The following is a 26,204-nucleotide window of genomic DNA, read 5'->3' as shown; positions in this document are numbered from 1 at the left end:
AGTATGGGATGGTATTTGCGGAAGTAATAGTGAACAATTTGAGAAAACTGTTCCGGATTTCTGCCCATGCGCCTGGTTCACCGTCTCAGCCAATATCAACGCCTGTACCAACAGCTCGGCAGCGCGCCGGTCGCCGTGACCATCGGCGAGCTGGCGGCGATGTTCTACTGCAGCGAACGGCACGCCCGCACGCTGGTGCAACAGCTGCAGGATCAGGGCTGGCTGAGCTGGCATTCGCAGCCCGGCCGCGGCAAACGCGCCCGCCTGCATTGCCTGAAAACCCCGGATGAACTGCGCGCGCAGCTGCTGCAACAGCTGCTGCAACAGGGCAACCATCAGGGGGCGCTGGAGATGGCGCAGCTCGATCCGCAGCACCTGCAGGATCTGCTCAGCCCGCACCTCGGCGGGCAATGGCAGGCCGGCAGCCCGACGCTGCGCATTCCCTATTACCGCACGCTGGAAGCGCTCGACCCACTCACGCTGACCGGCCGCGCCGAGCAACATCTGGTATCGACCCTGCACGCCGGGCTGACGCGCCTGATGACCGGTAACCCGGAACCGCAGCCCGATCTGGCGCACCACTGGCAGATTGGCGAGCACGGCCTGCGCTGGCGCTTCTTTCTGCGCAGTCAGCTGCGCTGGCACAACGGTGAACCGCTGACCGGCCAACAGCTGCTGCAAACGCTGGAAAAGCTGCAGCGCCACCCGCGCAGCCAACCCAGCCTGACCAACGTCGCACACATCAGCCTGCCGCATCCGCTGTGCATCCAGTTCGATCTGCACCTGGCGGACTATTGGCTGGCTCACCGGCTGGCGGAGCTGCCTTGCCTGATGACCCACCCGGAACTGCCGACCATCGGCGCCGGCCCGTTCAAGCTGGCGCTGAATGAACCGCAGCTAGTGCGGCTGGAACAGCACGCCGGTTACCATCTGCAGCATCCGTATCTGGACACCATCGAGTACTGGATCACCCCCGACCTGCCCACCGCCGGCGCCGACACCAGTTGCCAGCATCCGGTGCGCATCACCATCGGTCAGCAAGACGATTTGGCGCAGGCCAGGCCGGTGCAGCGCAGCATGAGCCTGGGCTGGTGTTATCTGGCGCTGAACCTGCGCCACGGCGTGCTGAGCGAAGCCCAGGGGCAAAAGCTGCTGATGCTGATCCAGCAGTCCGGCCTGCTGAGCCGTCTACCTATTCCCAACAGCGTGATCACCCCCAGCCATGAAATGCTGCCCGGCTGGCGTATTCCCAGCCAACGGATTGAGGAAGATGTCACCCTGCCCGCCCGGCTGACGCTGCTGTATCGGCCGCCGGTCGAGCTGGAAACGGTGACGGTCGCGCTGCAGCGGCTGCTGGCGCAGCACGGCTGCGAGCTGGAAGTGCGTTACTACGCCGGTAAACGCTGGCAAAGCGAGGCGCAGATCGCCCAGGCCGACCTGCTGCTGGCAGACAACCTGATCGGTGAAGCGCCGGAGGCGACGCTGGAGAGCTGGCTGCGGCAGGATACGCTGTGGCGCGGTATCCTGACGGAAAGCCGCTGGCAGCAGCAGCAGGACACGCTGCGACAGATCCAGCAGCTGCAGGCGCAGCAACCGCGCTTCGCACAGCTGCAGGCTTATTATCAACGGCTGATGGCCGCCGCTATCATCACGCCGCTGTTTCACTACCAGTATCAGATCAGCGCGCCGCCGCGCATGCATGGCGTCACGCTAACCGCCCACGGCTGGTTCGATTTTTGCCAGGCGTGGCTGCCGCCGCCGGTGGACAACGCACCGGCCTGAGCCGAACCGCCCTGCGCCTGGCGGCCCTTTCTGCTACTATTGTCGCCGCAACGCAATTTTATCCTGCCGCCCGAATGTGTATCGGGAGAGGCCAAAGCCCAAAAAGGTGATTTTATGAAGCGCGCGGTTGTCGTTTTCAGCGGTGGACAAGACTCCACGACCTGCTTGATCCAGGCATTGCAACAGTATGATGAAGTTCACTGCGTCACGTTCGATTACGGCCAGCGCCATCGCGCCGAGATTGAAGTGGCTCAAGAGCTGTCGGTAGCCCTCGGCGCCAAGGCACACAAGGTGCTCGACGTAACGCTGCTCAATGAGCTGGCCGTCAGCAGCCTGACGCGCGACAATATTCCGGTTCCCGCCTACGATCCCAATCAGAAAAATGCGCTGCCGAGCACCTTCGTGCCGGGCCGCAACATCCTGTTCCTGACGCTGGCGGCGATCTACGCCTACCAGGTGGAAGCGGAAGCGGTGATCACCGGCGTGTGTGAAACCGATTTCTCCGGCTATCCGGATTGCCGCGACGAGTTTGTTAAAGCGTTGAACAAGGCGGTGACGCTGGGCATCGCCCGCGATATCCGCTTCGAAACGCCGCTGATGTGGCTGAACAAGGCCGAGACCTGGGCGCTGGCGGATTATTACCACCAGCTGGATCGCGTGCGCCAGGATACGCTGACCTGCTACAACGGCATCAAGGGTGACGGCTGCGGCGAATGTGCCGCCTGCAACCTGCGCGCCAATGGCCTGACGCAGTACCGCGCCAACCAGGCGGAAGTGATGGCGGCGTTGAAACAGAAGGCCGCTCTGGCCTGAGGCAGTGACGGCGGCAGCCTCTGCCGCCCGTGAGCTTACTGCAGATTATCCTTCGGCGTGAGCGCCTCCAGGTGCTCGCGCAATTCTCCTTCGATCGGCAGCGCACGCTGCGTTTTCAGATCGACGCACACGAAAGTCAGCAGCGCGTCAGCCACCGGCGTCCCCGCCGGATCCTGCGTCACCTTTTGGCTCAGCACCCCGCTCTTGCCATTGAGCTGCACCATCTGGCTGTCGATACGCAGCTTATCCCCCAATACCGCCGGGCTGCGGTAATTGATATTGATGTTCACCACGATGAAAGCGATGTTGTTTTCCGTCATCCAGCGGAACCCGGCCTCGTTCTCCAGCCATTCCCAGCGCGCCTCTTCCAGAAACTCCAGATAGCGGGCGTTGTTAACGTGCTGGTAAACATCAAGGTGATAACCGCGAACTTTGATAAAGGTTTGCATAGGGAACGATCGCTCCTGCCTGGTGATTACAGAAAGAGGGAGCCGCAGCGGCTCCCTCGCCCGTTTGGTCAACGCGCCAAACTGGTAAGACCTGTAAAATGTAGCAGAGGAGTGACGGCCTCAGCGGCATTTTGCCACGCAGCCGCGACCGGGATCACATTTTCAGCCGGGTGCGGTTCTTCTCAAACAGCGCCGGCCCGATGCCCGGCACCTCCTGCAACTGCTCAACCTGGGTGAACGGCCCGTTCTGCTCGCGGTAGCGCACGATGCCTTCCGCCTTCTTCAAACCGACGCCGCTCAAGGCGGCGGCCAGCTGTTCGGCGGTGGCCTGATTGATGCTGACCGCCGCCTCCTCGGCTGTCTTGGTCATCACCGATTGCCCGCCATTGCTCGCCGGTGCTGAGAGCATGGGTGCCGGCGCCTCGGCTTTATCCACCGCGGCGGCCGGCCCCGCCAGGCACAAAAGCAGCGCGGTGAGCGCAGCTTTGACGTGATGACGGTAACCTGATAACGCTTTTTTCTCTGTATGTTGCATGCTGTATCCTCCTTGTGTGTGACAGCACGGCTACCTTGCCGCGGCGGCGAATATTCAGCAATCGGCGGATATCAGATGTGGAAAAGGCCGCGAAAGCGGCCTTTGTTTGTTGCACTGCGTTGCAGAAAAATGCGGCGATTACTGAGGCTGTTGCTCAGCGGCGCCCATTTTGATCTTGGCTTCTTTACGCAGGCTCGCCAGCAGCGAATCGAAGGAAACGCCGGTCGCGCCCTCTTCCATCTTGCCGACGAAGGTTTTCATTTCGTCTTCCGGCAGCGTGCCTGGCTTCACCGCATCGAGCGCGATCAGCACCACGTTGTCCTGGCGATCCTGCGACATGCCGTACACCGGTTTGCCGTCCTGCGGGTGCGGCAGCGCGAACACGCTCTCCACCAGCTGGCTGTCTTCCGGCGCGCGCGCCATCTTCTGCACGGCGCCAAAGCTCAGGCCGGCGGCTTTCATCGCCTCGTCGCCCTTGCCCTGCTTCAGCTCAACCAGCAGCTTCTCGCCCTGCAGTTTCGCTTCCTGCACCGCTTTGTTGCGCTTCACCAGCTCGGCCACGCGGTCTTTCACCTGGTCGAATGGTTCGATACCTTCCGGCTTATGGCCGCTCACGCGCACCACGAAGGCGCGGTCGCCATCTACGGTGATCACGTCGGAGTTGCTGCCCGGCGCGCCGTTCTCGCCGATCAGCGAGCCGTCGAAGATCGCCTGCACGACCGGCTTGAAGTTCAGCGCGGCAGGAATGTTGTCACGGGTGAACCAGTCGCTTTGCGCCGCTTTCACGCCGGCCGCTTCTTCAGCCGAGGCCAGAGATTCGTTGTCGCTGGTCGCCGCTTCGCTCACCTTCTGCTGCAGCGCGTAATACGCGTCTACCGCTTTCTCCTGCTGCACCTGCTTGGCGATGGCGTCATGCACTTCGCTCAGCGGCTTCACTTTCTCAGGTTCGATATCATTCAAACGCACGATCAGGAAGCCGACGGAAGATTTCACCACGCCGGACAGCTGCCCTTTCTCGGTCAGGTTAGCCTGCTTCAGCTCGTCGGCGGTGGTTTCCGGCTCCAACCAGCCCAGCTCGCCGCCGGTACGGCGTGAGATGATATCGGTGGATTTCTCTTTCGCCAGGGTGGCGAAATCGGCGCCCTTCTTCAGCTCGTCCAGCACGGCGTTGGCTTCCGCCTCGGTTTTCAGCTGGATCACGCTGTAGTTCTTACGCTCCGGCTGGCCGTAGCTGCTCTTGTGCTGGTCGTAGTAAGCGCTGATGTCCTCTTCGCTCACTTTCACCTTGTCCTGCATGGACGCGGCGTCCAGCGGGATATAGCTCACCTTCACCTGCTCTGGTGCGATGAAGCTGTTTTTGTTCTGATCGTAATACGCCTTCAGTTCGTCGTCACCGGCGCTCTGTTTCGCCTGCAGCGCCTTCAGATCGATGGTCGCCAGGCGCACGTCGCGCTCCTGCAGCACCAGCGCCGCCATGGCTTGCGATTCGGACGGCAGCACGAAGCCGGACTCGCCGAAGGCCTGAATCAGCTGCTGATTGACCAGCTGCTGGCGCATCGACTGCGCGAAGTTGTCGGCGGTGTAGCCCATGCGGCCGATCAGGTCGAGATATTTGGCGTTATCGAACTGGCCGTTGGTCTGGAAGTAAGGCGCCTTGCGGATGGCGTCCTTGATCTGATCGTCGCTGACCGCCAGGCCCAGCTTCTTGGCGTACTGGTCGAGCAGCATGTTGTCGATCAACTGGGACAACACCTGACGGCGCATCTGCTGCATGTAGCCTTCGTTGCCGGCCAGCGCGGAGAACTGGTCACCCAGCTGCTGCTGCATGCGGCTACGCTCGCTTTGGAAAGCCTGTTCCAGCTGAGCGCGTTCGATCGTCTGACCATTTACTTTCGCAGCATAATCGCCGGAGCCGCCGATCAGGTAGTTACCCACCCCGGTCAGAACGAATGACAGGATGATCAGGGCCAGGATGATTTTGAGCACGACGTGATTAGCAGCCGCGCGTAAATTGTCCATCATAGTGTGACAACACTCCGCTGTGATGTGGATTAACAACCCTTGTGCAGGCGCGTTCCCTGCGACAAAAATAAAAAAAGCGCATCAGTCCGATGCGCCTTGTATCTTACCTTACCAGCACCGCTGCGTCAGGTGATTGTTTATTACAAAACCCTGTTACGCTAAACGGTTAGACGCTAAATCAGTTTACAGCGTCTTTCAGCGCTTTCCCTGCACGGAAGGCCGGTACTTTGGCTGCCGCGATTTTGATCTCTTTACCGGTCTGCGGGTTGCGGCCGGTACGAGCCGAACGTTCACGCACGGTGAAGGAACCGAAACCTACCAGAGCCACGTCATCCCCTGCTTTCAGAGAGTCGGTAACGGAAGCGATTACTGCGTCTAAAGCACGTCCCGCTGCCGCTTTGGAAATATCAGCACCTGCGGCAATCTTGTCGATCAGTTGTGACTTATTCACTCTATCATCCCCTCTAGAATTCTATCGTCGCACCGAAAAATCCCTACGGTTGCGACAGCGCAGCTGTTATATCAATCCCATCGAACCTTAGCAAGCCACCGACTGGGTGGCAAAACGCGGGCCGACAGAGATCTAACTTAGCGGTACAAAAAAATACTGGCAAGTCCGAAATGGCTTGCCAGTATAAGTTTTATCAATGGTTTTTGCGATTCGTCACTATTTTGCCGCTACCGGCAGTGCGCCGAAGGCCGGGTTTTGCAACGCAATGTTCAAAACTTCATCGATTCGCTGCACCGGATGAATCTCCAGATCGGCGATAACATTGTCCGGGATCTCTTCCAGATCGCGCTTGTTCTCGTAAGGGATCAGCACGGTTTTGATGCCGCCGCGATGCGCCGCCAACAGCTTCTCTTTCAGGCCGCCGATCGGCAATACCTGGCCGCGCAGCGTGATCTCGCCGGTCATCGCCACATCGGCGCGTACCGGGTTGCCGGTCAGACAGGAGACCAGCGCGGTGCACATCGCGATACCGGCGCTCGGGCCGTCTTTCGGCGTCGCCCCTTCCGGCACGTGCACGTGGATGTCGCGTTTCTCGTAGAAATCGGCGTTGATGCCCAATTTCTCCGCGCGCGCGCGCACCACGGTCAGCGCCGCCTGAATCGATTCCTGCATCACTTCACCCAGAGAACCGGTGTAGGTCAGCTTGCCTTTGCCCGGCACGCAGGCGGTTTCGATGGTCAGCAGATCGCCGCCCACTTCCGTCCACGCCAGCCCGGTGACTTCGCCCACGCGGTTTTCGGTATCCGCACGGCCGTAATCGACGCGCTGCACGCCCAGGTAATCCTTCAGGTTGTCGCCGTTGATCTCGATATGCTTGCGCTTCTTGTCCATCAGCAGCGTTTTCACCGCTTTACGGCACAGCTTGGAGATTTCACGCTCCAGGCTACGCACCCCGGCTTCGCGGGTGTAGAAGCGAATGATACCGATGATGGCGCTGTCGTCGACCGTCAGCTCGCCTTTTTTCAGCGCGTTGCGCTCAAGCTGCTTCGGCAGCAGGTGCTGCTTGGCAATGTTGAGCTTCTCGTCCTCGGTGTAACCCGACAGGCGGATCACTTCCATACGGTCCAGCAGCGGCGCAGGAATGTTCATCGAGTTCGAGGTGGCGACGAACATCACGTCGGACAGATCGTAATCCACTTCCAGGTAGTGGTCGTTGAACGCCACGTTCTGTTCCGGATCCAGCACCTCCAGCAGAGCGGAGGCCGGATCGCCACGCATGTCGGAAGACATCTTGTCGATCTCATCCAGCAGGAACAGCGGGTTCTTCACCCCAACCTTGGCCATCTTCTGGATCAGTTTGCCCGGCATCGAACCGATGTAGGTGCGGCGGTGACCGCGGATTTCCGCTTCGTCACGCACGCCGCCCAGCGCCATGCGCACGTACTGGCGGCCGGTCGCTTTGGCGATCGACTGCCCCAGCGAGGTTTTACCCACGCCCGGCGGCCCTACCAGACACAGGATCGGCCCCTTGATTTTGCTGACGCGGCTCTGTACCGCGAGGTACTCGAGGATGCGATCCTTGACGCGCTCCAGGCCGTAGTGATCGGTATCGAGCACTTCCTGCGCCTTGACCAGGTCTTTTTTCACCTTGCTGCGCGCATTCCACGGCACCTGCAGCATCCAGTCGATGTAGCCGCGCACCACGGTCGCTTCCGCTGACATCGGCGACATCATCTTCAGCTTCTGCAGTTCCGCTTCGGTTTTCTCGCGCGCCTCTTTCGGCATCTTCGCCGCATCGATCTTGCGCTTCAGCGCTTCGTGCTCGTCCGGCGCGTCGTCCATCTCGCCCAGCTCTTTCTGAATCGCCTTCATCTGCTCATTCAGATAGTACTCGCGCTGGCTCTTCTCCATCTGCTTCTTGACGCGGTTGCGGATGCGTTTCTCGACCTGCAGCAGGTCGATCTCCGACTCCATCATCGCCATCAGGTATTCCAGACGCTCGGTGATGTCGGACATCTCGAGCACCGACTGCTTGTCGCTGAGTTTCAGCGGCATATGGGCAGCGATGGTGTCCGCCAGGCGCGCGGCGTCGTCGATGCTGTTCAGTGAAGTCAGCACCTCCGGCGGGATTTTTTTGTTCAGCTTGATATAGCCTTCAAACTGATTGATCGCGGTGCGCACCAGCACTTCCTGCTCGCGCTCGTCGATCGCAGGCGACTCAAGGTATTCCGCCTGCGCGGCAAAATGCTCACCGCTGTCGGACAGCGTAGTGATGCGTGCGCGCTGCAGCCCCTCGACCAGCACTTTTACCGTGCCGTCCGGCAGCTTCAACATCTGCAGGATCGACGCTACGGTGCCAACCGAGAACAAGTCGTTAATGCCAGGTTCATCCGTTGAGGCCTCTTTCTGTGCCACCAGCATGATCTTCTTATCGTGATCCATTGCGGCTTCGAGGCACCGAATCGATTTTTCCCGGCCAACAAATAACGGGATCACCATGTGCGGATAAACCACCACGTCGCGCAATGGCAGGACGGGGATTTCAATGCGTTCGGAACGCTCAGGGTTCATAGAGCTCTCTCTTAGTTTAATTTCCGCCAGGTTGAGGGGGAATCTCATGAGACGCAAGCATCTAACGTTTCATAAAATCTGGTTAATGAGTATATGGGGATGAATCTCTTACATTCAACGGCAAGAATGCAGGAAAAAGAAATGGGGGATGAAATCCCCCATTTTGCTGATAACGCTCTGGTTTAACTGGCTAATTATTCGCCAGATGCCTGGGCTTCCGGCTTGCCGTAGATCAACAGCGGCTTGGATTGGCCGGCGATGACCGACTCGTCGATCACCACTTTGTCTACGCTGTCCATCGACGGCAGATCGTACATGGTGTCGAGCAGCGCGCCTTCCACGATGGAACGCAGGCCGCGGGCGCCGGTTTTGCGCGCCATGGCTTTCTTGGCGATGGCGTTCAGCGCTTCGTCGCGGAACTCCAGCTCCACGCCTTCCAGATTGAACAGCGCCTGATACTGCTTGGTCAGGGCGTTCTTCGGCTCTTTCAGGATCTGAATCAGCGCATCTTCGCTCAGCTCGCTCAGGGTCGCCACCACCGGCAGACGGCCGATGAACTCTGGGATCAGACCGAACTTGATCAAATCTTCCGGTTCGGCCTGCAGCAGCAGTTCGCCCTCGGTCGCCTTCTCGGACTCGCCCTTGACGGTCGCGCCGAAGCCGATGCCGGAGCCGGTGTTGACGCGCTGACCGATCACCTTATCCAGGCCGGCGAAAGCGCCGCCGCAGATAAACAGGATCTTGGAGGTATCAACCTGCAGGAACTCCTGTTGCGGATGCTTGCGCCCACCCTGCGGCGGAACCGCGGCGATGGTGCCTTCAATCAGCTTCAGCAGCGCCTGCTGCACGCCTTCACCCGAGACGTCACGCGTGATCGACGGGTTATCGGACTTGCGGGAAATCTTATCGATTTCATCGATATAAACGATGCCGCGCTGCGCTTTCTGCACGTCATAGTCACATTTTTGCAACAGCTTCTGGATAATATTTTCCACGTCCTCGCCCACGTAACCGGCTTCGGTCAGCGTGGTGGCGTCGGCCATGGTGAACGGCACGTCCAGGAAGCGCGCCAGCGTTTCCGCCAGCAGGGTTTTACCGCTGCCGGTCGGGCCAATCAGCAAGATGTTGCTCTTGCCCAACTCGATACCGTTGCTGGTATCGCCGTTGCGCAGGCGTTTGTAGTGGTTGTACACCGCAACCGCCAGCACTTTCTTCGCCTGCTCCTGGCCGATGACGTAGTCATCCAGGTGGTGGCGGATCTCGTGCGGCGTCGGCAGCGCACTGCGCTCACGATGCGGGGCAACTTCTTTAATCTCTTCGCGAATAATGTCGTTACACAGATCGACACATTCATCGCAGATATACACTGACGGCCCGGCAATCAGCTTACGCACTTCATGCTGGCTTTTGCCGCAAAAAGAGCAGTACAGCAGCTTTCCTGAACCGTCTTTGCGCTTATCTGTCATCAGTCAAACCTCTTCTTTAGTCTTGTCCCGCAGGAAAATCACGGCGGCAGTGCGCCCAAACTCATATCGGGAACGCCGAGGGGCCACAACAGAGCGAGCCCCTGCCCACTCTGATTACTATAGTCCATCGGCGCCGCGTGGTTCTAGCTGCGGTGTGTCAGAATGCCGTCAACCAGGCCGTATTCCACGGCTTCTTCCGCGGTCATAAAGCGATCGCGCTCGGTGTCGCGCTCGATCTGCTCCAGCGGCTGGCCGGTATGCTCGGCCATCAGTTCGTTCATGCGCGCTTTCACCTTAAGGATTTCACGCGCATGGATTTCGATGTCCGTCGCCTGGCCCTGGTAGCCGCCCAGCGGCTGGTGAATCATCACGCGCGAGTTAGGCAGGCAGAAACGTTTGCCTTTGGCACCCGCGGTCAGCAGGAAGGAGCCCATCGAGCACGCCTGGCCCATACAGATGGTGCTGACGTCCGGCTTGATGAACTTCATGGTGTCGTAAATCGACATGCCCGCGGTAATTACCCCACCCGGCGAGTTGATGTAGAGGTAAATGTCTTTTTCCGGGCTTTCCGCTTCGAGGAACAGCATTTGCGCCACGATCAGGTTGGCCATGTGATCTTCCACCTGGCCGGTCAGGAAAATGATGCGCTCTTTCAGCAGGCGGGAATAGATGTCGTAAGAACGCTCCCCGCGTGAAGTCTGCTCTACCACCATCGGCACCAGCGCCATGTTCGGTGCAAATTGATCTCGTTCGCCACTGTATGACATTACCGTCTCCTAATAGAAATTGCCTTGGCGGCCAGGGTGTCACCCTAATACGCCGATTCTACTTGAGAACGGCCATGATGACTATGCTCAAGCATTCGACCCGCGCCACACGTACCCGACGGTTATTTCATCCCGCGCACTTTGGCAAACAGCCCCAGAATTATTCTTAACAGATTGGGGGATCCCGGCGCGATTTCAAGCCCAGAGGCCGATTTTCTCCGCGCGCCGAAAACGATGCCGTTATTCTGACCGTTATCATGCCAGCCAGTTCCCCAGGCAACAGGGTAAATATAGTGCATATTGCCCCGCTTAACCTGAGATTAATCAGCAACGTGGCAAAAAGAAAAGCCCGCAACCTGAGGTTGCGGGCTTTTTCATCGTGCGCCGGTTCGCCAGGCGAAACCGGGGGCGCCGTTCATCGCGCCCGGCACGCCGGCATTACGCCTGTTGAGTCTGGTTCATCAGCTCGCTGAAGGTAGTGGCTTTTTCAGTCACTTTCGCTTTTGCCAGCAGGGCTTCAACCGCTTGCTCTTCCAGAGCCACGTTGCGCATGTTGTTCATCAGCTCTTTGTTTTTGCTGTAGAACTCGATGACTTCGCTCGGATCTTCGTAGGCAGAAGCCATTTCTTCGATCAGCGTCTTCACGCGGTCTTCGTCAGCTTTCAGATCGTTGGTGCTGATCACTTCGCCCAGCAGCAGGCCAACCACTACGCGGCGTTTCGCTTGCTCTTCGAACAGCTCGCGTGGCAGTTCCAGCGCTTGCTTCTCGTTGCCGCCGAAACGCTGTGCAGCCTGACGACGCAGTACGTCGATTTCGCCGTCGATCAGGGCAGCAGGCACGTCGATTTCGTTCGCGCTCACCAGACCGTCGATCGCCTGAGACTTGATGCGGTTACGCACGGCGCCTTTCAGCTCGCGCTCCATGTTCTTGCGAACTTCGGTGCGCAGGCCGGCAACGGAACCGTCCGCCACGCCGAAACGCTTGATGAACTCTTCGGTCAGTTCCGGCAGCTCGCGCTCTTCAACTTTCTTCAGCACGATAGCGAATTTGGCCGCTTTGCCCTTCAGGTTTTCCGCGTGGTAATCTTCTGGGAAGTTCACGTCGATGGAGAACTCTTCGCCCGCTTTGTGACCGACCAGGCCTTCTTCGAAGCCTGGGATCATGCGGCCCTGGCCCATTGCCAGTACGAAGTCGGACGCTTTGCCGCCTTCGAACTCTTCACCGTCGATAGAACCGGTGAAGTCAACGGTCACGCGATCTTCAGCTTCCGCTGCGCGATCGGTTTCTTTCCAGGTCGCCTGCTGCTTGCGCAGAGTGTCCAGCATCGCGTCGACGTCTTCGTCGTTCACTTCAACCACTGGTTTTTCAACTTCGATGTTTTCCAGGCCTTTCAGCTCAACTTCTGGATACACTTCGAATTCAACGGCGAAAGTGAAGTCTTCACCTTCTTTGTACTCGCCCGGCACGTAGTTTGGTGCGCCGGCCGGATTAATCTTTTCTTTGATGATCGCGTCAACGAAGCTGCGCTGCATCGCTTCGCCCAGCACGTCCTGACGAACAGAGGCGCCGTAACGCTGTTCCACGATGTTCATCGGCACTTTGCCTTTGCGGAAGCCGTCGATACGCACGCTTTTCGCTGCGTTGATCAGCTCTTTCTTCACCGCCTGCTTGATAGTATCAGCCGGTACAGTAATAGAGAGACGGCGCCCAAGGCCTTGAGTGGTTTCTACTGAAACTTGCATCTTGTTACCTCAAAAAAATCACAGTGCTCGGTCAACTCCGTTCCAAGAACCAGGACGGCTACAAATAAGAACCGAGTTCCCTGATGACAGAAGCGTCCCGAAACCATTCCGGAAAAATAAGACGCGACATTATAGCGGCGCATGCATGGCGAGTCGAGGAAAGCTAGGCGGCGCAGGCGCGCTAAAACTCACACTTTTGCCGATTCAATCGCCAAAAGGCCGCCAAAACAGACCGAACGTTGGCCATATTGCGCGTCGGCCGTGTCGTCGTCAAAAACAGAAACGGCCCGCAGGCCGTTTCAAAATTCGTCAGTAGTAATACCCTAATTCGAGGGCAAAGTTCCACTGATACCTGAAAATTTCCCCCTCAGGCCAGCGTCCCGGCGCCGCGGCACGGCGGCGAGGCCGGCACGGTATCCTGCAATCCTTCCCACTCTTTGAGCGTATAGGTGTGCAGCGCCAGCGCGTGTACGCCATCGGCCAGTTCTTCCGACAGTACGCCGTAGATAGAGCGGTGACGCGTCAAAAACCGTTCGCCGACGAAGCGATCGCTGACCAATACCACTTTGAAATGACTTTCTGAACCCGCCGGAACGTTATGACGATAGCTTTCATCAACGACTTCCAGATACGCGGGCTCAAACGCCGCCCTTAACTTTGCTTCTATTTGCTCGCGAATCATAGGATCTCCTTACAACACCGGCAGAGGACCGTGCCCATCTAGTTCAATATTAGCCGGTTTTCCCCCGTTTAGACCATCACCGGGACAAATTTCTCTTTTCTGCGGTCAGATGATGAGCGTCATCCCCGCCGCTTGGGGGATTATCCGATTGAGCGGGCCAAAAAAGCGTGTTTTTATCAACGGCAGGTAAAAATTTGTCACTCAGGCGCCTTCCGCGCTTCCACCGCACGGCGGCGATGCTATGATGTCGGCAATTTGTTGTCGGCTATCCCGCTCTGATTATTGCTAAATCCATCGAGAATGAGACAGAAAACATGTTAAAGAAACTTTGTCTTCCTTTGCTGGCCGCCCTGCTGCTGGCCGGTTGCGCGACCAGCAGCAACACCCTGAACGTCACGCCGAAAATCGTTCTGCCGCAGCAGGATCCTACCCTGCAGGGCATCACCATCAGCATCAACGGCGCGGATCAGCGCACCGATCAGGCGCTGGCCAAGGTGAATCGCGACGGCCAACTGGTCACGCTGACGCCATCGCGCGATCTGCGTTTCCTGCTGCAGGAAGTGCTGGAGAAACAGATGGGCGCTCGCGGCTACATGATCGGCGCCGACGGCCCGGTGGCGCTGCAGATCGTCGTCAATAACCTGTACGCGGACGTTTCCGAAGGTAACCTGCGCTACAACATCACCACCAAAGCCGACATCTCGATCATCGCCCAGGCGAAGAACGGCAACAAGCAGGTGAAAAATTACCGCTCGACGTATAACGTGCAGGGCGCCTTCACGGCCACCAACGAGAAGATCACCGACGCCGTCAACTCCGTGCTGGGCGACGTGATCGCCGACATGGCGCAGGACACCAGCGTCAACGACTTTATCAAGCAAAACGCGCGCTAATCGACGCGCCTTGCGCCGCCCGGCGGATCGGGCGGCGCAGACAGGGAACTCATGTCGAAACACTATCTGAACATCTTCACCCAGCGTAACTCCGCCATTCTGCTGCTGCTGGGCTTCGCGTCGGGTCTGCCGCTGGCATTGACCTCCGGCACGCTGCAAGCCTGGATGACCGTCGAAAACATCGATCTGAAAACCATCGGCATTTTCTCGCTGGTGGGCCAGGCCTACGTATTCAAATTCCTCTGGTCGCCGTTCATGGACCGCTATACCCCGCCGTTTCTCGGGCGGCGGCGCGGTTGGCTGCTGATCAGCCAGCTGCTGCTGGTGGCGGCGATCGTGGCGATGGGCTTCATGCAGCCCGCGCAGCACCTGTGGTGGCTGGCGGCGTTGGCGGTGCTGGTGGCGTTCTGCTCCGCCTCGCAAGATATCGTGTTCGACGCTTATAAAACCGACCTGCTGAAAGCCGAAGAGCGCGGGGCGGGTGCGGCGATCTCGGTGCTGGGCTACCGGCTGGCAATGCTGGTTTCCGGCGGCCTGGCGCTGTGGCTGGCGGATCGCTATTTCGGCTGGCAGGCCACCTACTGGCTGATGGCCGGATTGATGCTGATCGGCGTGGCCGCCACGCTGATGGCGCCGGAGCCGGATGAAAGCATCCCGGCGCCGCGCACCATGGAACAGGCGGTCGTCGCGCCGCTGCGTGATTTCTTCGGCCGCAACAACGCCTGGCTGATCCTGCTGCTGATCGTGATGTACAAAATGGGCGACGCCTTCGCCGGCAGCCTGAGCACCACGTTCCTGATCCGCGGCGTGGGGTTCGACGCCGGTGAAGTCGGGCTGGTCAACAAAACGCTCGGCCTGTTCGCCACCATCGTCGGCGCCCTGTTCGGCGGCGTGCTGATGCAGCGTCTCACCCTGTTCCGCGCGCTGATGCTGTTCGGCGTCCTGCAGGCGGTCTCCAACCTCGGGTATTGGATCCTGGCGGTGACCGACAAGAGCCTGCTCACCATGGGCAGCGCCATCTTCCTCGAAAACCTGTGCGGCGGCATGGGCACCGCGGCCTTCGTGGCGCTGCTGATGACGCTGTGCAACCGTTCGTTCTCCGCCACCCAGTTCGCGCTGCTGTCGGCGCTGTCCGCCGTGGGGCGCGTCTATGTCGGCCCGATCGCCGGCTGGTTCGTCGAAGCCCACGGCTGGCCGTTGTTCTACCTGTTCTCGATCGCCGCCGCCCTGCCCGGCTTGCTGCTGCTCGGCATCTGCCGCCAGACGCTGGAACACACCCAGCAACATGGCGACTTTATGCCGCGCACCGAGTTTTCCGGATCTTACCGCTGGGCGCTGCGCCTGCTGACGCTGGGCTGTTCGCTGTTGGGCCTGTGGTTGCTGTTGCTGATCGCCAATGCGCTGGACTGGACGCAGGCACCGCTGTTGGCCGATCGGCTGCTGCAGGTCGGCGCCGCACTGAGCCTGCTCGGCGTCGCGATGGGCAGCGCGCTGGATTACCTGGCACTGCGCCGCACCCGTTTGGCATGATCTGACCGGCCGGCGATTTCGCCGGCCGAAAAAAAAGCGATCCGCGGGTATATTTATTTTGGTAAAAAAAGATAATCGACGCGGAAATTATTTTTTTATCCGACTGCCGCACTCGGAAATAAAATTAAATTCACCTTTAAGACACAATTATTTTACATTAAATAAACCTTTTCTGCGTATTTCCCCGCCGCGCATTTCTTCGCCAAATTCATCATACCTTTAGTTTTCCTTAACATACGGGCTGCTCGTCACGATTCAGCGTGCCAACGCGTTGTTGTCATTGGTAAATTGTCACGCAGGGTTACATCTGTGACCCCCTTAACAGAAAGTGTCAACAAGCCGCTGACACTCCCTTAAGCATGTTTACAGTACTGCAACCTTCCCGTAAAATGCCCGCACACATGAAACGACAATTGAGCCTTTGTTATTGAGGTCGTTAGATGAGACTTAAGAAATACAATAAAAGTATTGGGATGCTGTCATTAATCGCAGGCACTGTATTGCTCAGTGGCTGCGATATGGTTTTGATGAATCCCAAAGGAGCAATTGGTGTTGAGCAACGGACACTGATTATCACTGCAATCGCGTTGATGTTGATCGTGGTGGTGCCAGTTATCTTCATGGCGTTCGCCTTTGCCTGGAAGTATCGTTCTTCCAACAAAGACGCCAAGTACAGTCCGAACTGGGCCCACTCCAACAAGATCGAAGCGGTCGTCTGGACCATTCCTATCATTATCATCGCCATCCTTGGCACCATTACTTGGAAGACTACCCACGAACTCGACCCGTTCAAGCCGATTGTCACCGACAAGAAGCCGATGACGATCGAAGTGGTGTCGCTCGACTGGAAATGGCTGTTCATCTACCCGGAACAAGGCATTGCGACCGTTAATGAGCTGGCTTTCCCGAAAGATGTTCCAGTCGAATTCAAGATCACCTCTAACTCGGTAATGAACTCGTTCTTTATCCCGCAGTTGGGTGGACAGATTTATGCGATGGCCGGCATGCAGACCAAACTGCACCTGATCGGCAACGAAGCCGGTGCCTACAAGGGCATCTCCAGCAGCTACAGCGGCGCAGGCTTCTCCGGTATGAAATTCACCGCGATCGTTACCCCGACCGAAGGCGACTTCGATCAGTGGGTGGCCAAGGTGAAGGCATCGTCTAAAAACCTGAACACCACCGACGACTTTAACAAACTGGCAGAGCCGAGTGAAAACAACCCGGTTGAGTACTTTGCCGCTGTCAAACCGAATTTGTTCAAAGAAACAATTGCCAAATTCATGGGCGACATGGATATGCACAAGGGCGCTGGCGCGCACGAAGGCATGGACATGAGCCAAGGTATGGACATGGGTGAACATGCTGCTCACGCCGGAGCCGAGGAATAACTGATGTTGGGAAAATTAACACTTGATGCGGTTCCGTACCACGAACCGATCATCATGGTCACCGTAGCCGCAATTATTGTCGGGGGCCTGGCAGTGCTGGCGCTGCTGACATATTTCGGCAAATGGAAGTGGCTGTGGAGCGAATGGCTGACTTCAGTCGACCATAAAAAAATTGGTATCATGTACATCATCGTGGCGATGGTCATGCTGCTGCGCGGCTTCGCCGACGCCATCATGATGCGTAGCCAGCAGGCGTTGGCGTCCGCCGGCGAAGCCGGGTTCCTGCCGCCGCACCACTACGACCAGATCTTCACCGCGCACGGCGTTATCATGATCTTCTTCATGGCGATGCCTTTCGTAGTCGGCCTGATGAACGTCGTGGTGCCGCTGCAAATCGGTGCGCGCGACGTCGCCTTCCCGTTCCTGAACTCCCTGAGCTTCTGGTTCTTCGTGGTGGGCGTTGTGCTGATCAACATCTCCCTGGGGGTCGGTGAGTTCGCTCAGACCGGTTGGCTGGCGTATCCGCCGCTGTCCGGTAAAGAGTACAGTCCTGGCGTCGGGGTCGATTACTGGATCTGGAGTCTGCAGATTTCCGGTCTGGGTACACTGCTGACCGGCGTGAACTTCTTCGCCACCATTCTGAAGATGCGTGCCCCTGGCATGCCTATGATGAAGATGCCGGTGTTCACCTGGGCGGCCCTGTGTACTAACGTCCTGATCATCGTTTCTTTCCCAATTCTGACCGTCACCATCGCGCTGCTGACCCTGGATCGCTATCTGGGCACCCATTTCTTCACCAATGATATGGGCGGCAACATGATGATGTACATCAACCTGATTTGGGCCTGGGGTCACCCAGAGGTGTATATCCTGGTTCTGCCGGTGTTCGGCGTGTTCTCCGAAGTCACCGCGACCTTCTCCAGAAAACGCCTGTTCGGCTATACCTCACTGGTATGGGCAACCATCGCGATCACCGTTCTGTCGTTCATCGTCTGGCTGCACCACTTCTTCACCATGGGGTCCGGCGCGAACGTTAACGCCTTCTTCGGTATCGCCACCATGATCATTTCCATCCCTACCGGGGTGAAAATCTTCAACTGGCTGTTCACCATGTATCAGGGCCGTATCAAGCTCAACTCCGCGATGCTGTGGACCGTTGGCTTCATCATCACCTTCTCCGTAGGTGGTATGACCGGCGTTCTGCTGGCCGTGCCGGGCGCGAACTTCGTGCTGCACAACAGCCTGTTCCTGATCGCTCACTTCCACAACGTCATCATCGGCGGCGTGGTGTTCGGTTGCTTCGCGGGCCTGACTTACTGGTTCCCGAAATCCTTCGGCTTCACGCTGAACGAAAAATGGGGCATCCGCGCGTTCTGGTTCTGGATCATCGGCTTCTTCACCGCCTTCATGCCGCTGTACGCATTGGGCTTTATGGGCATGACCCGTCGTATCAGCCAGAACATCAACCCTGAGTTCCACCCTCTGCTGCTGGTTGCAGCCGGCGGTGCGGCGCTGATCGCCTGCGGCATTCTGTGCCAGCTGATCCAGATCTTCGTCAGTATCCGTGACCGCGAACAGAACCGCGATCTGACCGGTGACCCATGGGGCGCTCGTACTCTGGAGTGGTCAACCTCGTCTCCACCGCCGTTCTATAACTTTGCCGTAGTGCCGCAGATTCATGACCGTGATGAATTCTGGGACATGAAAGAAAAAGGCGAAGCGTATAAGAAACCGGCTAAATACGAACCGATTCATATGCCTAAGAACACCGGCGCCGGCGTGATCATCGCCTTCTTCAGCCTGGTCTTCGGTTTCGCAATGATTTGGGAAATCTGGTGGATGGCTCTGGCCGGCTTCATCGGTATGATCGTTGTCTGGATCGGCAAGAGCTTCGATCACGATGTTGACTACTATGTGCAGGTTGATGAAATCGAGCGCATTGAGAACCAACACTACGAACAAATCCGTAAAGCAGGCGTGAACCATGTCAACTGAAACTCTGACCAATCATAACGCAGCCCATGCAGAGCATGGGCACCACGACGCGGGTGGAACCAAGGTCTTCGGATTCTGGATCTACCTGATGAGCGACTGTATTTTGTTTGCGAGCTTGTTCGCGACTTATGCAGTCCTGGTGAACGGGACCGCGGGCGGTCCCTCAGGCAAAGACATCTTCGACCTGAAGTTTGTCCTGGTCGAAACTTTCCTGCTGTTGTTCAGCTCCATCACCTACGGCATGGCGATGATCGCCATGAACAAGGGTAAAGTTGGCGGTGTAAACACCTGGCTGTTCCTGACCTTCCTGTTTGGTCTGGGCTTTGTGGCGATGGAAATCTATGAATTCCATCACCTGATCGCCGAAGGCTTCGGTCCGGATCGCAGCGCGTTCCTGTCCAGCTTCTTCGCGCTGGTCGGCACCCACGGTCTGCACGTAACTTCCGGCCTGATTTGGATCATCGTGATGATGATTCAGGTGAGCAAGTTCGGCCTGACCGCGACCAACAAAACCCGCCTGATGTGCCTGAGCCTGTTCTGGCACTTCCTGGACGTGGTCTGGATCTGCGTATTTACCGTTGTCTACCTGCTGGGGGTTATGTAATGAGCCATTCATCCCATGAAACCTCTCACGGCGGCGCAAGCCACGGCAGCGTGAAGTCATACCTGATCGGCTTTATCCTGTCGATCATCCTGACGGTAATTCCATTTGCGATGGTAATGAACGGCACTGCCTCTCATTCCACCATCCTGGCGGTTGTTATCGGTATGGCGGTTATCCAGGTGATTGTTCACCTGGTTTACTTCCTGCACATGAACACCTCATCGGAAGAGCGCTGGAACCTGGTGGCATTGCTGTTCACCGCTATGATCATCGGTATCGTTGTTGTAGGTTCACTCTGGATTATGTACAACCTCAACATCAATATGATGGTCGATTAAGAGCTGAGCTGCACGTGATGATTAAGCAATACCTGCAAGTCACTAAACCAGGAATTATTTTCGGCAATTTAATTTCTGTCGTTGGGGGATTCCTGCTCGCTTCCAAAGGGAGCATCGACTATCCCCTGTTTCTCGCCACCCTGGTGGGTGTCTCGTTGGTGGTCGCGTCGGGCTGTGTGTTTAACAACTACATCGACCGCGACATCGACAAGAAAATGGAGAGAACGAAGAATCGGGTGCTGGTAAAAGGCCTGATCGCGCCGAGTGTCACCCTGGTTTATGCGACCGTGTTGGGTATTGCGGGCTTCGCGTTGCTGTATATCGCGGCCAACCCGCTGGCCATGTGGCTGGCGGTGATGGGCTTCGTGGTTTATGTCGGCGTTTACAGCCTGTACATGAAACGCCACTCGGTCTACGGCACGCTGATCGGCAGCCTGTCGGGCGCCGCGCCGCCGGTTATCGGCTATTGCGCGGTGACCAACGAGTTCGACGCCGGCGCGTTGATCCTGCTGGCTATCTTTAGCCTGTGGCAGATGCCGCATTCTTATGCGATCGCTATCTTCCGCTTTAAAGATTACCAGGCGGCCAACATTCCGGTCCTGCCGGTGGTGAAAGGCATTTCCGTCGCCAAGAACCACATCACGGTCTACATCCTGGCGTTTATGATCGCCACGCTGATGCTGACCTTGGTAGGTTATGCCGGCTACAAGTACCTGATCGTCGCTGCGGCGGTGAGCGTATGGTGGCTCGGCATGGCGCTGCGCGGTTACAAGACCGAAAACGACAGCGTCTGGGCGCGTAAACTGTTCGTGTTCTCCATCGTCGCCATCACCTCGCTGAGCGTGATGATGTCGATCGACTTCAGCGCCACGGCGGCGCCTGAAGCGCTGGTGACCTACGTTTGGTAAGCCAAATCATCTGTGAATGGGCCGCTTTTGCGGCCCATTTTATTTGTCACGCCGAAAAGCGGCCGAACTGTAATATCTGTTAAACAACATTCGATTTACCCCCCCTGCCCTGCACACTAAAATGACGCAGCTTTACAGAAGTCATGCCATCAGGCGCTGTTTCAACGTCTGATGGCATGGTTTTTACCGAGGTTTGATGTGAACGATAATTCAATGACCCCGCAGGAGCGCCGCGCCACCTGGGGATTGGGCACCGTATTCTCCCTGCGCATGCTCGGCATGTTTATGGTACTGCCGGTGCTGACCACCTACGGCATGGCGCTCAACGGCGCCAGCGAAGCGCTGATCGGCATCGCCATCGGCATCTACGGCCTGGCGCAGGCGGTGTTTCAAATCCCGTTCGGCCTGGTGTCCGATCGCATCGGCCGCAAGCCGCTGATCGTCGGCGGCCTGCTGATCTTTGCCCTCGGCAGCGTGATCGCCGCCGCGACCGATTCGATCTGGGGCGTGATCCTCGGCCGCGCGCTGCAAGGCTCCGGCGCGATCGCCGCCGCGGTCATGGCGCTGCTCTCCGATCTGACCCGCGAGCAGAACCGCACCAAGGCGATGGCGTTTATCGGCGTCAGCTTCGGCATCACCTTTGCCATCGCCATGGTATTGGGCCCTATCATCACCCACGCCTTCGGCCTGCATGCGCTGTTCTGGATGATCGCCGTACTGGCGCTGGCCGGCATTGTCATCACCCTGGCGGTAGTGCCTTCCGCCGACACTCACCTGCTGAACCGCGAGTCCAGCATCGTGCGCGGCAGCTTCCGCAAAGTGCTGAGCAACTCGCGCCTGCTGAAGCTCAACTTCGGCATCATGTGCCTGCATATCCTGCTGATGTCGAGCTTCGTGGCGCTGCCGCTGGCGATGGAAAAAGCCGGGCTGGCGGCCAGCGAGCACTGGATCGTCTACCTGGTCACCATGCTGGTATCGTTCGCCGCCGTGGTGCCTTTCATCATCTATGCCGAAAAATATCGCCGCATGAAGCAGGTCTTTATGGGCTGCGTGGCAGTGCTGTTCTGCGCCGAAGTGCTGCTGTGGCTCTCCGGCGCGCACCTGTGGGGCATCATCGCCGGCGTGCAGCTGTTCTTCATGGCCTTCAACATGATGGAAGCCATTCTGCCTTCGCTGATCAGCAAAGAGTCACCGGCCGGCTACAAGGGCACCGCGATGGGGGTCTACTCCACCAGCCAGTTTATCGGCGTGGCGATCGGCGGCAGCCTCGGCGGCTGGCTGTACGGTTTGCAGGGGGCGGGCTTGGTGTTTATCGCCGGCGCCGTGCTGGCCGCTCTCTGGTTCCTGGTCAGCAGCACCATGAAAGAACCGCCGTATGTCAGCAGCCTGCGCATTACGCTGTCGGAACTGGCGGTGAAAGATTCGGCGCTGGAAAGCCGCCTGAAGGCGCAGCCCGGCGTGGCCGAGGCGATCGTAGTGCCGGAAGAGCGCAGCGCCTACGTCAAGGTGGATACCAAGCAGACCAATCGCGGTCAGCTGGAAGCGCTGGTCAATTCGCTGTAAAGAATCAGGGCCGGCAATGCCGGCCCCGTAGAGATTAATCGCGGAAGTTCTTGAACTGGAACGGCTGCCCCAGATCGCCGCCGCGCACCAGCGCCATCACGCTCTGCAAATCGTCGCGTGACTTACCGGTCACCCGCACTTCTTCGCCCTGGATCTGCGCCTGCACCTTCAGCTTGCTGTCTTTGATCAGCTTGACGATTTTCTTCGCCACAGAGGTTTCAATCCCCTGCTTCAGCTTGGCTTCCACGCTGTAGGTTTTACCGCTGTGGGTAAACTCTTCCGGGATCTCCAGCGCGGCGCCGTCGATGCTGCGCTTGCTCAGCTTTTCGCGCAGAATATCGAGCAGCTGCTGCACCTGGAAATCAGACTCGGTGGCAACCTTGATGCTTTGATCTTTCTCGTTTAGCTCAAAGCTGGCCGGCACGTTGCGAAAATCCCAGCGGGTGCCGAGATCGCGGGTGGCGTTCTCAACGGCGTTACGCACTTCCTGCATATCAATTTCGGAAACGATGTCGAAAGATGGCATACTTCTTCCTCCTGAATGAGTGCCTAATAGCTTAGGCGATTTTGATGCCGAGCATGATAACCGCTTTGCCGCCTCAGACAAAATCTGCTGAACGCACGCAGGGATAGCGCTTCGGGCTGCCATAAAGCCTATAGTTAATTCACGGTAATTGAGCGGTATTCCCGTGTTTCCAAGGAGACTGAATGAAAATAACCATTCTTGGTTGCGGCGCGCTCGGACAACTGTGGCTCTCCCGGCTGTATCAGCAGGGCCACGATGTACAGGGATGGCTAAGAGTGCCGCAGCCTTTTTGCGCGGTGAACGTGATAGAGCCGGAAGGCGTCTCGTTTAATCGCAACTTGCCCACTAACGATCCGCAGCACCTTGCGCAAAGCGAGCTGCTGCTGGTGACGCTGAAAGCCTGGCAGGTGTCCAGCGCGGTCAGCGCGCTGCTGCCGAAGCTGAACCCCCAGTGCGCCATTTTGCTGCTGCACAACGGCATGGGCACCCAAGAGGAGCTGCCGCCGAACGGCCAGCCGATCCTGCAGGGCACCACCACCCACGCCGCGCGCCACGAAGGCAGCACCATTATCCACGTCGCCACCGGCATCACCCACATCGGCCCGACCTCGCCGGCCGCCCAGCACCTCAGCCACCTGGCGGAAGTGCTGCATCAGGCGCTGCCCGACGTTGCCTGGCACAACAACATCGCCTCGGCCAACTGGCGCAAGCTGGCGGTCAACTGCGTGATCAACCCGCTGACGGCGCTGTACGGCTGCCGTAACGGCGATCTGCAGCGCTACCCGGAACAGATCGAAACGCTGTGCCGTGAAGTCGCCAGCGTGATGGCGATGGAGGGCTACCACACCTCATGCGAAGGTTTGATGCAATACGTGATGGACGTGATCCACAGCACCGCCGACAACGTTTCGTCGATGCTGCAGGACATCCGCAACCAGCGGCACACCGAGATCGACTACATCACCGGCTATCTGCTGCGCCGCGCGCGCAGCCACGGCCTCGCGCTGCCGGAGAATGCGCGGCTGTTTGAACTGATTAAACGAAAGGAAAATGAATATGAGCGTATCGGCGCTGGTCTGCCTGGCACCTGGTAGCGAAGAAACCGAAGCCGTCACCACCATCGATCTGCTGGTGCGGGCGGGCGTAAAAGTCACTACCGCCAGCGTTGCCGGCGACGGCGAGCTGACTATCGTCTGTTCGCGCGGCGTCAAACTGCTGGCCGACGCGCCGCTGGTGGCGATCGTCGATGAGCCGTTCGACGCTATCGTGCTGCCCGGCGGCCTGAAAGGCGCAGAATGCTTCCGCGACAGCCCGCTGCTGGTGGAAAAGGTGCGGCAGATGCATCTGCAGGGCAACATCGTCGCCGCCATCTGCGCGGCACCGGCGCTGGTGCTGCAGCACCACGATCTGTTCCCGGTCGGCAACATGACCGGCTTCCCTGGCCTGAAAGACCAGATCCCGGCGGATAAATGGATGGAGCGCCGCGTGGTGTACGACGCCCGCGTCAACCTGCTCACCAGCCAGGGGCCGGGCACCGCGATGGAGTTCGCGCTGAAGCTGATAGACCTGCTGCTCGGCAAGGCCAAAGCGGCGGAGATCGCCGCGCAGCTGGTGCTGATCCCGGGGATGTACGATTTTCGCGACTGAGCGGCTTGCCGATAAAAAAAGGGCTGAACACCGGTTCAGCCCTTGTCGTTTATGCCGCTCCGTGCGTTACGGGCGATAAACCTTCACGTTGCTGAAGCCTTGCTCCAGCAGGTACAGCGCCTGCAGGCGGCTCATCACGCCGCGCTCGCAATACAGCAGATAGGTTTTGCTCTGATCCAGATCGCCGAACTGGGTGCTCAGCTTGTAGAACGGCAGCGCTTTCACTTCAACCTGTTCCAGCTGCAGCGGCTTCTCTTCCTGCTCGTCGTTGGAGCGGATATCCAGGATCACCTCGTCGGCGCCGAAGGCCGCGACGGTTTCCACCTCGGTTACCTGCTCCTGCGCCTGCTCGGCGATAGAGCGAATATCGACGTTCTTCGCTTCGCTCACCACCCGGTCGAGAATGCTGAAATCGAAGTGGCTCTCTTCCTCTTCGATCTTGGCCTTGATCGCTTTCACCGTCGGGCTCTTCGAAATCACACCGCAGTATTCCGGCATGGTTTTGGCGAAGTCTTCGGTGCCGATTTCGCGCGCCAGTTTGATGATGTGCTCTTTATCGTGCGAGATCAGCGGACGCAGGATCAGGGTATCGGACGCATTGTCGATCAAACGCAGGTTGGTCAGCGTCTGGCTGGAGACCTGCCCCAGCGCCTCGCCGGTCACCAGCGCCTGCACGCCGTAGCGTTCGGCCACTTGCGAAGCGGCTCGCACCATCATGCGCTTGAGCACCACGCCCATCTGGCCGTCGTCGACCTTCTCCAGGATCTCACCCACCACCGGCTCGAAGTCGATGGCGACGAAGCGCACCTTGTGCGAGCTGGCGAAGCGATTCCACAGGTAGTGCGCCACCTGCTTCACGCCGATCTCGTGCGCGGCGCCACCCAGGTTGAAGAAGCAGAAGTGCACGCGGCAGCCGCGGCGCATCAGCATGTAGCTGGACACCCCCGAGTCAAAACCGCCGGAAATCAGCGACATTACGTCTTCCTGAGTGCCGACCGGGTAACCGCCGATGCCTTCGAGGCGGCGTTTGACCAGCATCAGCTTGTCGTCTTCAATCTCCAGGTTTACCGTGACCTGCGGGCGGGTCAGGTTAACGCGCGCGCTCTCGATATGCTGGTTCAGGCCGCCGCCGACGTAACGCTCCACGTCCTGCGAGTTGAACGCCTGCTTGCCGCGGCGCTTGACGCGCACGCAGAAGGTTTTGCCTTCCAGCTGGGCGCGGTAGGCTTCCAGCGTCTGCTCGAAGATGTGGTGGATATCGGTATAAGCGCGATCTTCCACCTCCAGAATATGGTGAATACCGGGAATGCGCGTCAGGGCGTCGGCAATGATCGGCCGCTGGTTTTCATCTTTGGCGCGAACTTCGATATGATCCCAGTGACGGACGACCGCCAGCGTTTCATCATACTGCTTCAGGACGTTGCGAATATTGGTCGAGAGAATCTTGATAAAGCGCAAGCGCACAGATTGGCTCTTGATGGTGATTTCCGGGAACAATTTAATGATAAACTTCATGGCGGTCTTTGTT

23 protein-coding genes are annotated in these 26,204 nt (G+C 58.3%); 12 read left to right on the top strand and 11 right to left on the bottom strand.

The genetic code is table 11. From position 1 onward, the window contains the following. Window positions 1-66: 66 nt before the first annotated feature. Window positions 67-1,782 carry an SgrR family transcriptional regulator gene (locus tag ACJ8QI_RS01080; RefSeq protein ID WP_442531965.1) on the top strand — a complete coding sequence of 572 codons (1,716 nt, stop codon included), beginning with the start codon at window positions 67-69 and terminating at the stop codon, window positions 1,780-1,782. A gap of 114 nt (window positions 1,783-1,896) precedes the next feature. Next, the gene (gene queC, locus ACJ8QI_RS01075; protein ID WP_100396219.1) at window positions 1,897-2,595 is read left to right on the top strand and encodes a 7-cyano-7-deazaguanine synthase QueC; all 699 of its coding nucleotides are present in this window, start codon (window positions 1,897-1,899) and stop codon (window positions 2,593-2,595) included. A 35-nt stretch (window positions 2,596-2,630) separates the two neighbouring features. On the opposite strand, the gene ACJ8QI_RS01070 is transcribed toward queC, so the two are convergent. The 9 genes from ACJ8QI_RS01070 to bolA form a co-directional block, all read right to left on the bottom strand. After that, window positions 2,631-3,044 carry an acyl-CoA thioesterase gene (locus ACJ8QI_RS01070; protein ID WP_038876185.1) on the bottom strand — a complete coding sequence of 138 codons (414 nt, stop codon included), beginning with the start codon at window positions 3,042-3,044 and terminating at the stop codon, window positions 2,631-2,633. 154 nt (window positions 3,045-3,198) lie between these two features. Further along, complete coding sequence (locus ACJ8QI_RS01065) at window positions 3,199-3,579, bottom strand: ComEA family DNA-binding protein (RefSeq protein ID WP_049199890.1); 381 nt, start codon at window positions 3,577-3,579, stop codon at window positions 3,199-3,201. Window positions 3,580-3,717: 138 nt separating this feature from the next. Beyond that, window positions 3,718-5,601, bottom strand: a complete 1,884-nt coding sequence (gene ppiD / locus ACJ8QI_RS01060; protein WP_049199887.1) for a peptidylprolyl isomerase — start codon at window positions 5,599-5,601, stop codon at window positions 3,718-3,720. A gap of 178 nt (window positions 5,602-5,779) precedes the next feature. Next, the gene (gene hupB / locus ACJ8QI_RS01055) at window positions 5,780-6,052 is read right to left on the bottom strand and encodes a nucleoid-associated protein HU-beta (RefSeq protein ID WP_004940351.1); all 273 of its coding nucleotides are present in this window, start codon (window positions 6,050-6,052) and stop codon (window positions 5,780-5,782) included. Between the two features lie 216 nt (window positions 6,053-6,268). Further along, a complete protein-coding gene (gene lon, locus ACJ8QI_RS01050; protein WP_019454189.1) occupies window positions 6,269-8,623 on the bottom strand; it encodes an endopeptidase La in 2,355 nt (784 codons plus the stop codon). A 194-nt stretch (window positions 8,624-8,817) separates the two neighbouring features. Beyond that, window positions 8,818-10,089 carry an ATP-dependent protease ATP-binding subunit ClpX gene (gene clpX, locus ACJ8QI_RS01045; RefSeq protein ID WP_004940354.1) on the bottom strand — a complete coding sequence of 424 codons (1,272 nt, stop codon included), beginning with the start codon at window positions 10,087-10,089 and terminating at the stop codon, window positions 8,818-8,820. Window positions 10,090-10,232: 143 nt separating this feature from the next. Then, window positions 10,233-10,856, bottom strand: coding sequence for an ATP-dependent Clp endopeptidase proteolytic subunit ClpP (clpP, locus tag ACJ8QI_RS01040; protein WP_004940356.1), 624 nt, complete (start codon window positions 10,854-10,856; stop codon window positions 10,233-10,235). 438 nt (window positions 10,857-11,294) lie between these two features. After that, a complete protein-coding gene (gene tig / locus ACJ8QI_RS01035; RefSeq protein WP_004940358.1) occupies window positions 11,295-12,599 on the bottom strand; it encodes a trigger factor in 1,305 nt (434 codons plus the stop codon). Between the two features lie 367 nt (window positions 12,600-12,966). Continuing rightward, entirely contained in the window at window positions 12,967-13,281 is a 315-nt protein-coding gene (gene bolA / locus ACJ8QI_RS01030; protein ID WP_004940361.1) for a transcriptional regulator BolA, read from the bottom strand. Window positions 13,282-13,595: 314 nt separating this feature from the next. Between bolA and ACJ8QI_RS01025 the strand changes: the two genes are divergently transcribed. The 8 genes from ACJ8QI_RS01025 to ACJ8QI_RS00990 all read left to right on the top strand — a co-directional run bounded on the left by ACJ8QI_RS01025 (window position 13,596) and on the right by ACJ8QI_RS00990 (window position 22,503). After that, window positions 13,596-14,174: a lipoprotein gene (locus tag ACJ8QI_RS01025; protein WP_025160064.1), complete on the top strand. Its 579-nt coding sequence runs from the start codon at window positions 13,596-13,598 to the stop codon at window positions 14,172-14,174. A 51-nt stretch (window positions 14,175-14,225) separates the two neighbouring features. Further along, window positions 14,226-15,704: a muropeptide MFS transporter AmpG gene (ampG, locus tag ACJ8QI_RS01020; protein ID WP_060423369.1), complete on the top strand. Its 1,479-nt coding sequence runs from the start codon at window positions 14,226-14,228 to the stop codon at window positions 15,702-15,704. Between the two features lie 440 nt (window positions 15,705-16,144). Continuing rightward, window positions 16,145-17,095: a cytochrome o ubiquinol oxidase subunit II gene (gene cyoA, locus ACJ8QI_RS01015; protein ID WP_060423364.1), complete on the top strand. Its 951-nt coding sequence runs from the start codon at window positions 16,145-16,147 to the stop codon at window positions 17,093-17,095. Window positions 17,096-17,098: 3 nt separating this feature from the next. Next, window positions 17,099-19,090: a cytochrome o ubiquinol oxidase subunit I gene (gene cyoB, locus ACJ8QI_RS01010; RefSeq protein WP_033637313.1), complete on the top strand. Its 1,992-nt coding sequence runs from the start codon at window positions 17,099-17,101 to the stop codon at window positions 19,088-19,090. Next, window positions 19,080-19,694: a cytochrome o ubiquinol oxidase subunit III gene (locus ACJ8QI_RS01005; protein ID WP_100396221.1), complete on the top strand. Its 615-nt coding sequence runs from the start codon at window positions 19,080-19,082 to the stop codon at window positions 19,692-19,694. The genes cyoB and ACJ8QI_RS01005 overlap by 11 nt, the downstream gene beginning before the upstream one ends. After that, on the top strand, window positions 19,694-20,032 hold the full coding sequence (locus ACJ8QI_RS01000; protein WP_442531964.1) for a cytochrome o ubiquinol oxidase subunit IV: 339 nt from the start codon (window positions 19,694-19,696) through the stop codon (window positions 20,030-20,032). The genes ACJ8QI_RS01005 and ACJ8QI_RS01000 overlap by 1 nt, the downstream gene beginning before the upstream one ends. A 17-nt stretch (window positions 20,033-20,049) precedes the next feature. Continuing rightward, window positions 20,050-20,940 carry a heme o synthase gene (cyoE, locus tag ACJ8QI_RS00995; protein ID WP_015376842.1) on the top strand — a complete coding sequence of 297 codons (891 nt, stop codon included), beginning with the start codon at window positions 20,050-20,052 and terminating at the stop codon, window positions 20,938-20,940. A gap of 198 nt (window positions 20,941-21,138) precedes the next feature. Beyond that, window positions 21,139-22,503 (top strand): MFS transporter, encoded by a 1,365-nt coding sequence (locus tag ACJ8QI_RS00990; RefSeq protein ID WP_442531963.1) that lies wholly within the window; start codon window positions 21,139-21,141, stop codon window positions 22,501-22,503. A gap of 34 nt (window positions 22,504-22,537) precedes the next feature. Here the strand turns inward: ACJ8QI_RS00990 and ACJ8QI_RS00985 are convergent, their stop codons facing one another. Further along, a complete protein-coding gene (locus tag ACJ8QI_RS00985; protein ID WP_025301759.1) occupies window positions 22,538-23,029 on the bottom strand; it encodes a YajQ family cyclic di-GMP-binding protein in 492 nt (163 codons plus the stop codon). Window positions 23,030-23,211: 182 nt separating this feature from the next. Between ACJ8QI_RS00985 and panE the strand changes: the two genes are divergently transcribed. Both panE and yajL read left to right on the top strand, forming a co-directional pair. Further along, complete coding sequence (gene panE / locus ACJ8QI_RS00980) at window positions 23,212-24,123, top strand: 2-dehydropantoate 2-reductase (protein WP_439069944.1); 912 nt, start codon at window positions 23,212-23,214, stop codon at window positions 24,121-24,123. Further along, the gene (gene yajL / locus ACJ8QI_RS00975; RefSeq protein WP_019454200.1) at window positions 24,086-24,676 is read left to right on the top strand and encodes a protein deglycase YajL; all 591 of its coding nucleotides are present in this window, start codon (window positions 24,086-24,088) and stop codon (window positions 24,674-24,676) included. Before panE ends, yajL begins: the two co-directional genes overlap by 38 nt. A gap of 66 nt (window positions 24,677-24,742) precedes the next feature. Here the strand turns inward: yajL and thiI are convergent, their stop codons facing one another. Further along, window positions 24,743-26,191 (bottom strand): tRNA uracil 4-sulfurtransferase ThiI, encoded by a 1,449-nt coding sequence (thiI, locus tag ACJ8QI_RS00970; RefSeq protein ID WP_047728729.1) that lies wholly within the window; start codon window positions 26,189-26,191, stop codon window positions 24,743-24,745. Window positions 26,192-26,204 lie beyond the last annotated feature (13 nt).

The sequence above is a fragment of the Serratia sp. CY84636 genome, assembly GCF_052166245.1.
In the GTDB taxonomy this organism is placed as follows: domain Bacteria; phylum Pseudomonadota; class Gammaproteobacteria; order Enterobacterales; family Enterobacteriaceae; genus Serratia; species Serratia nevei.
This window is presented reverse-complemented; position numbering and strand designations above follow the sequence as displayed.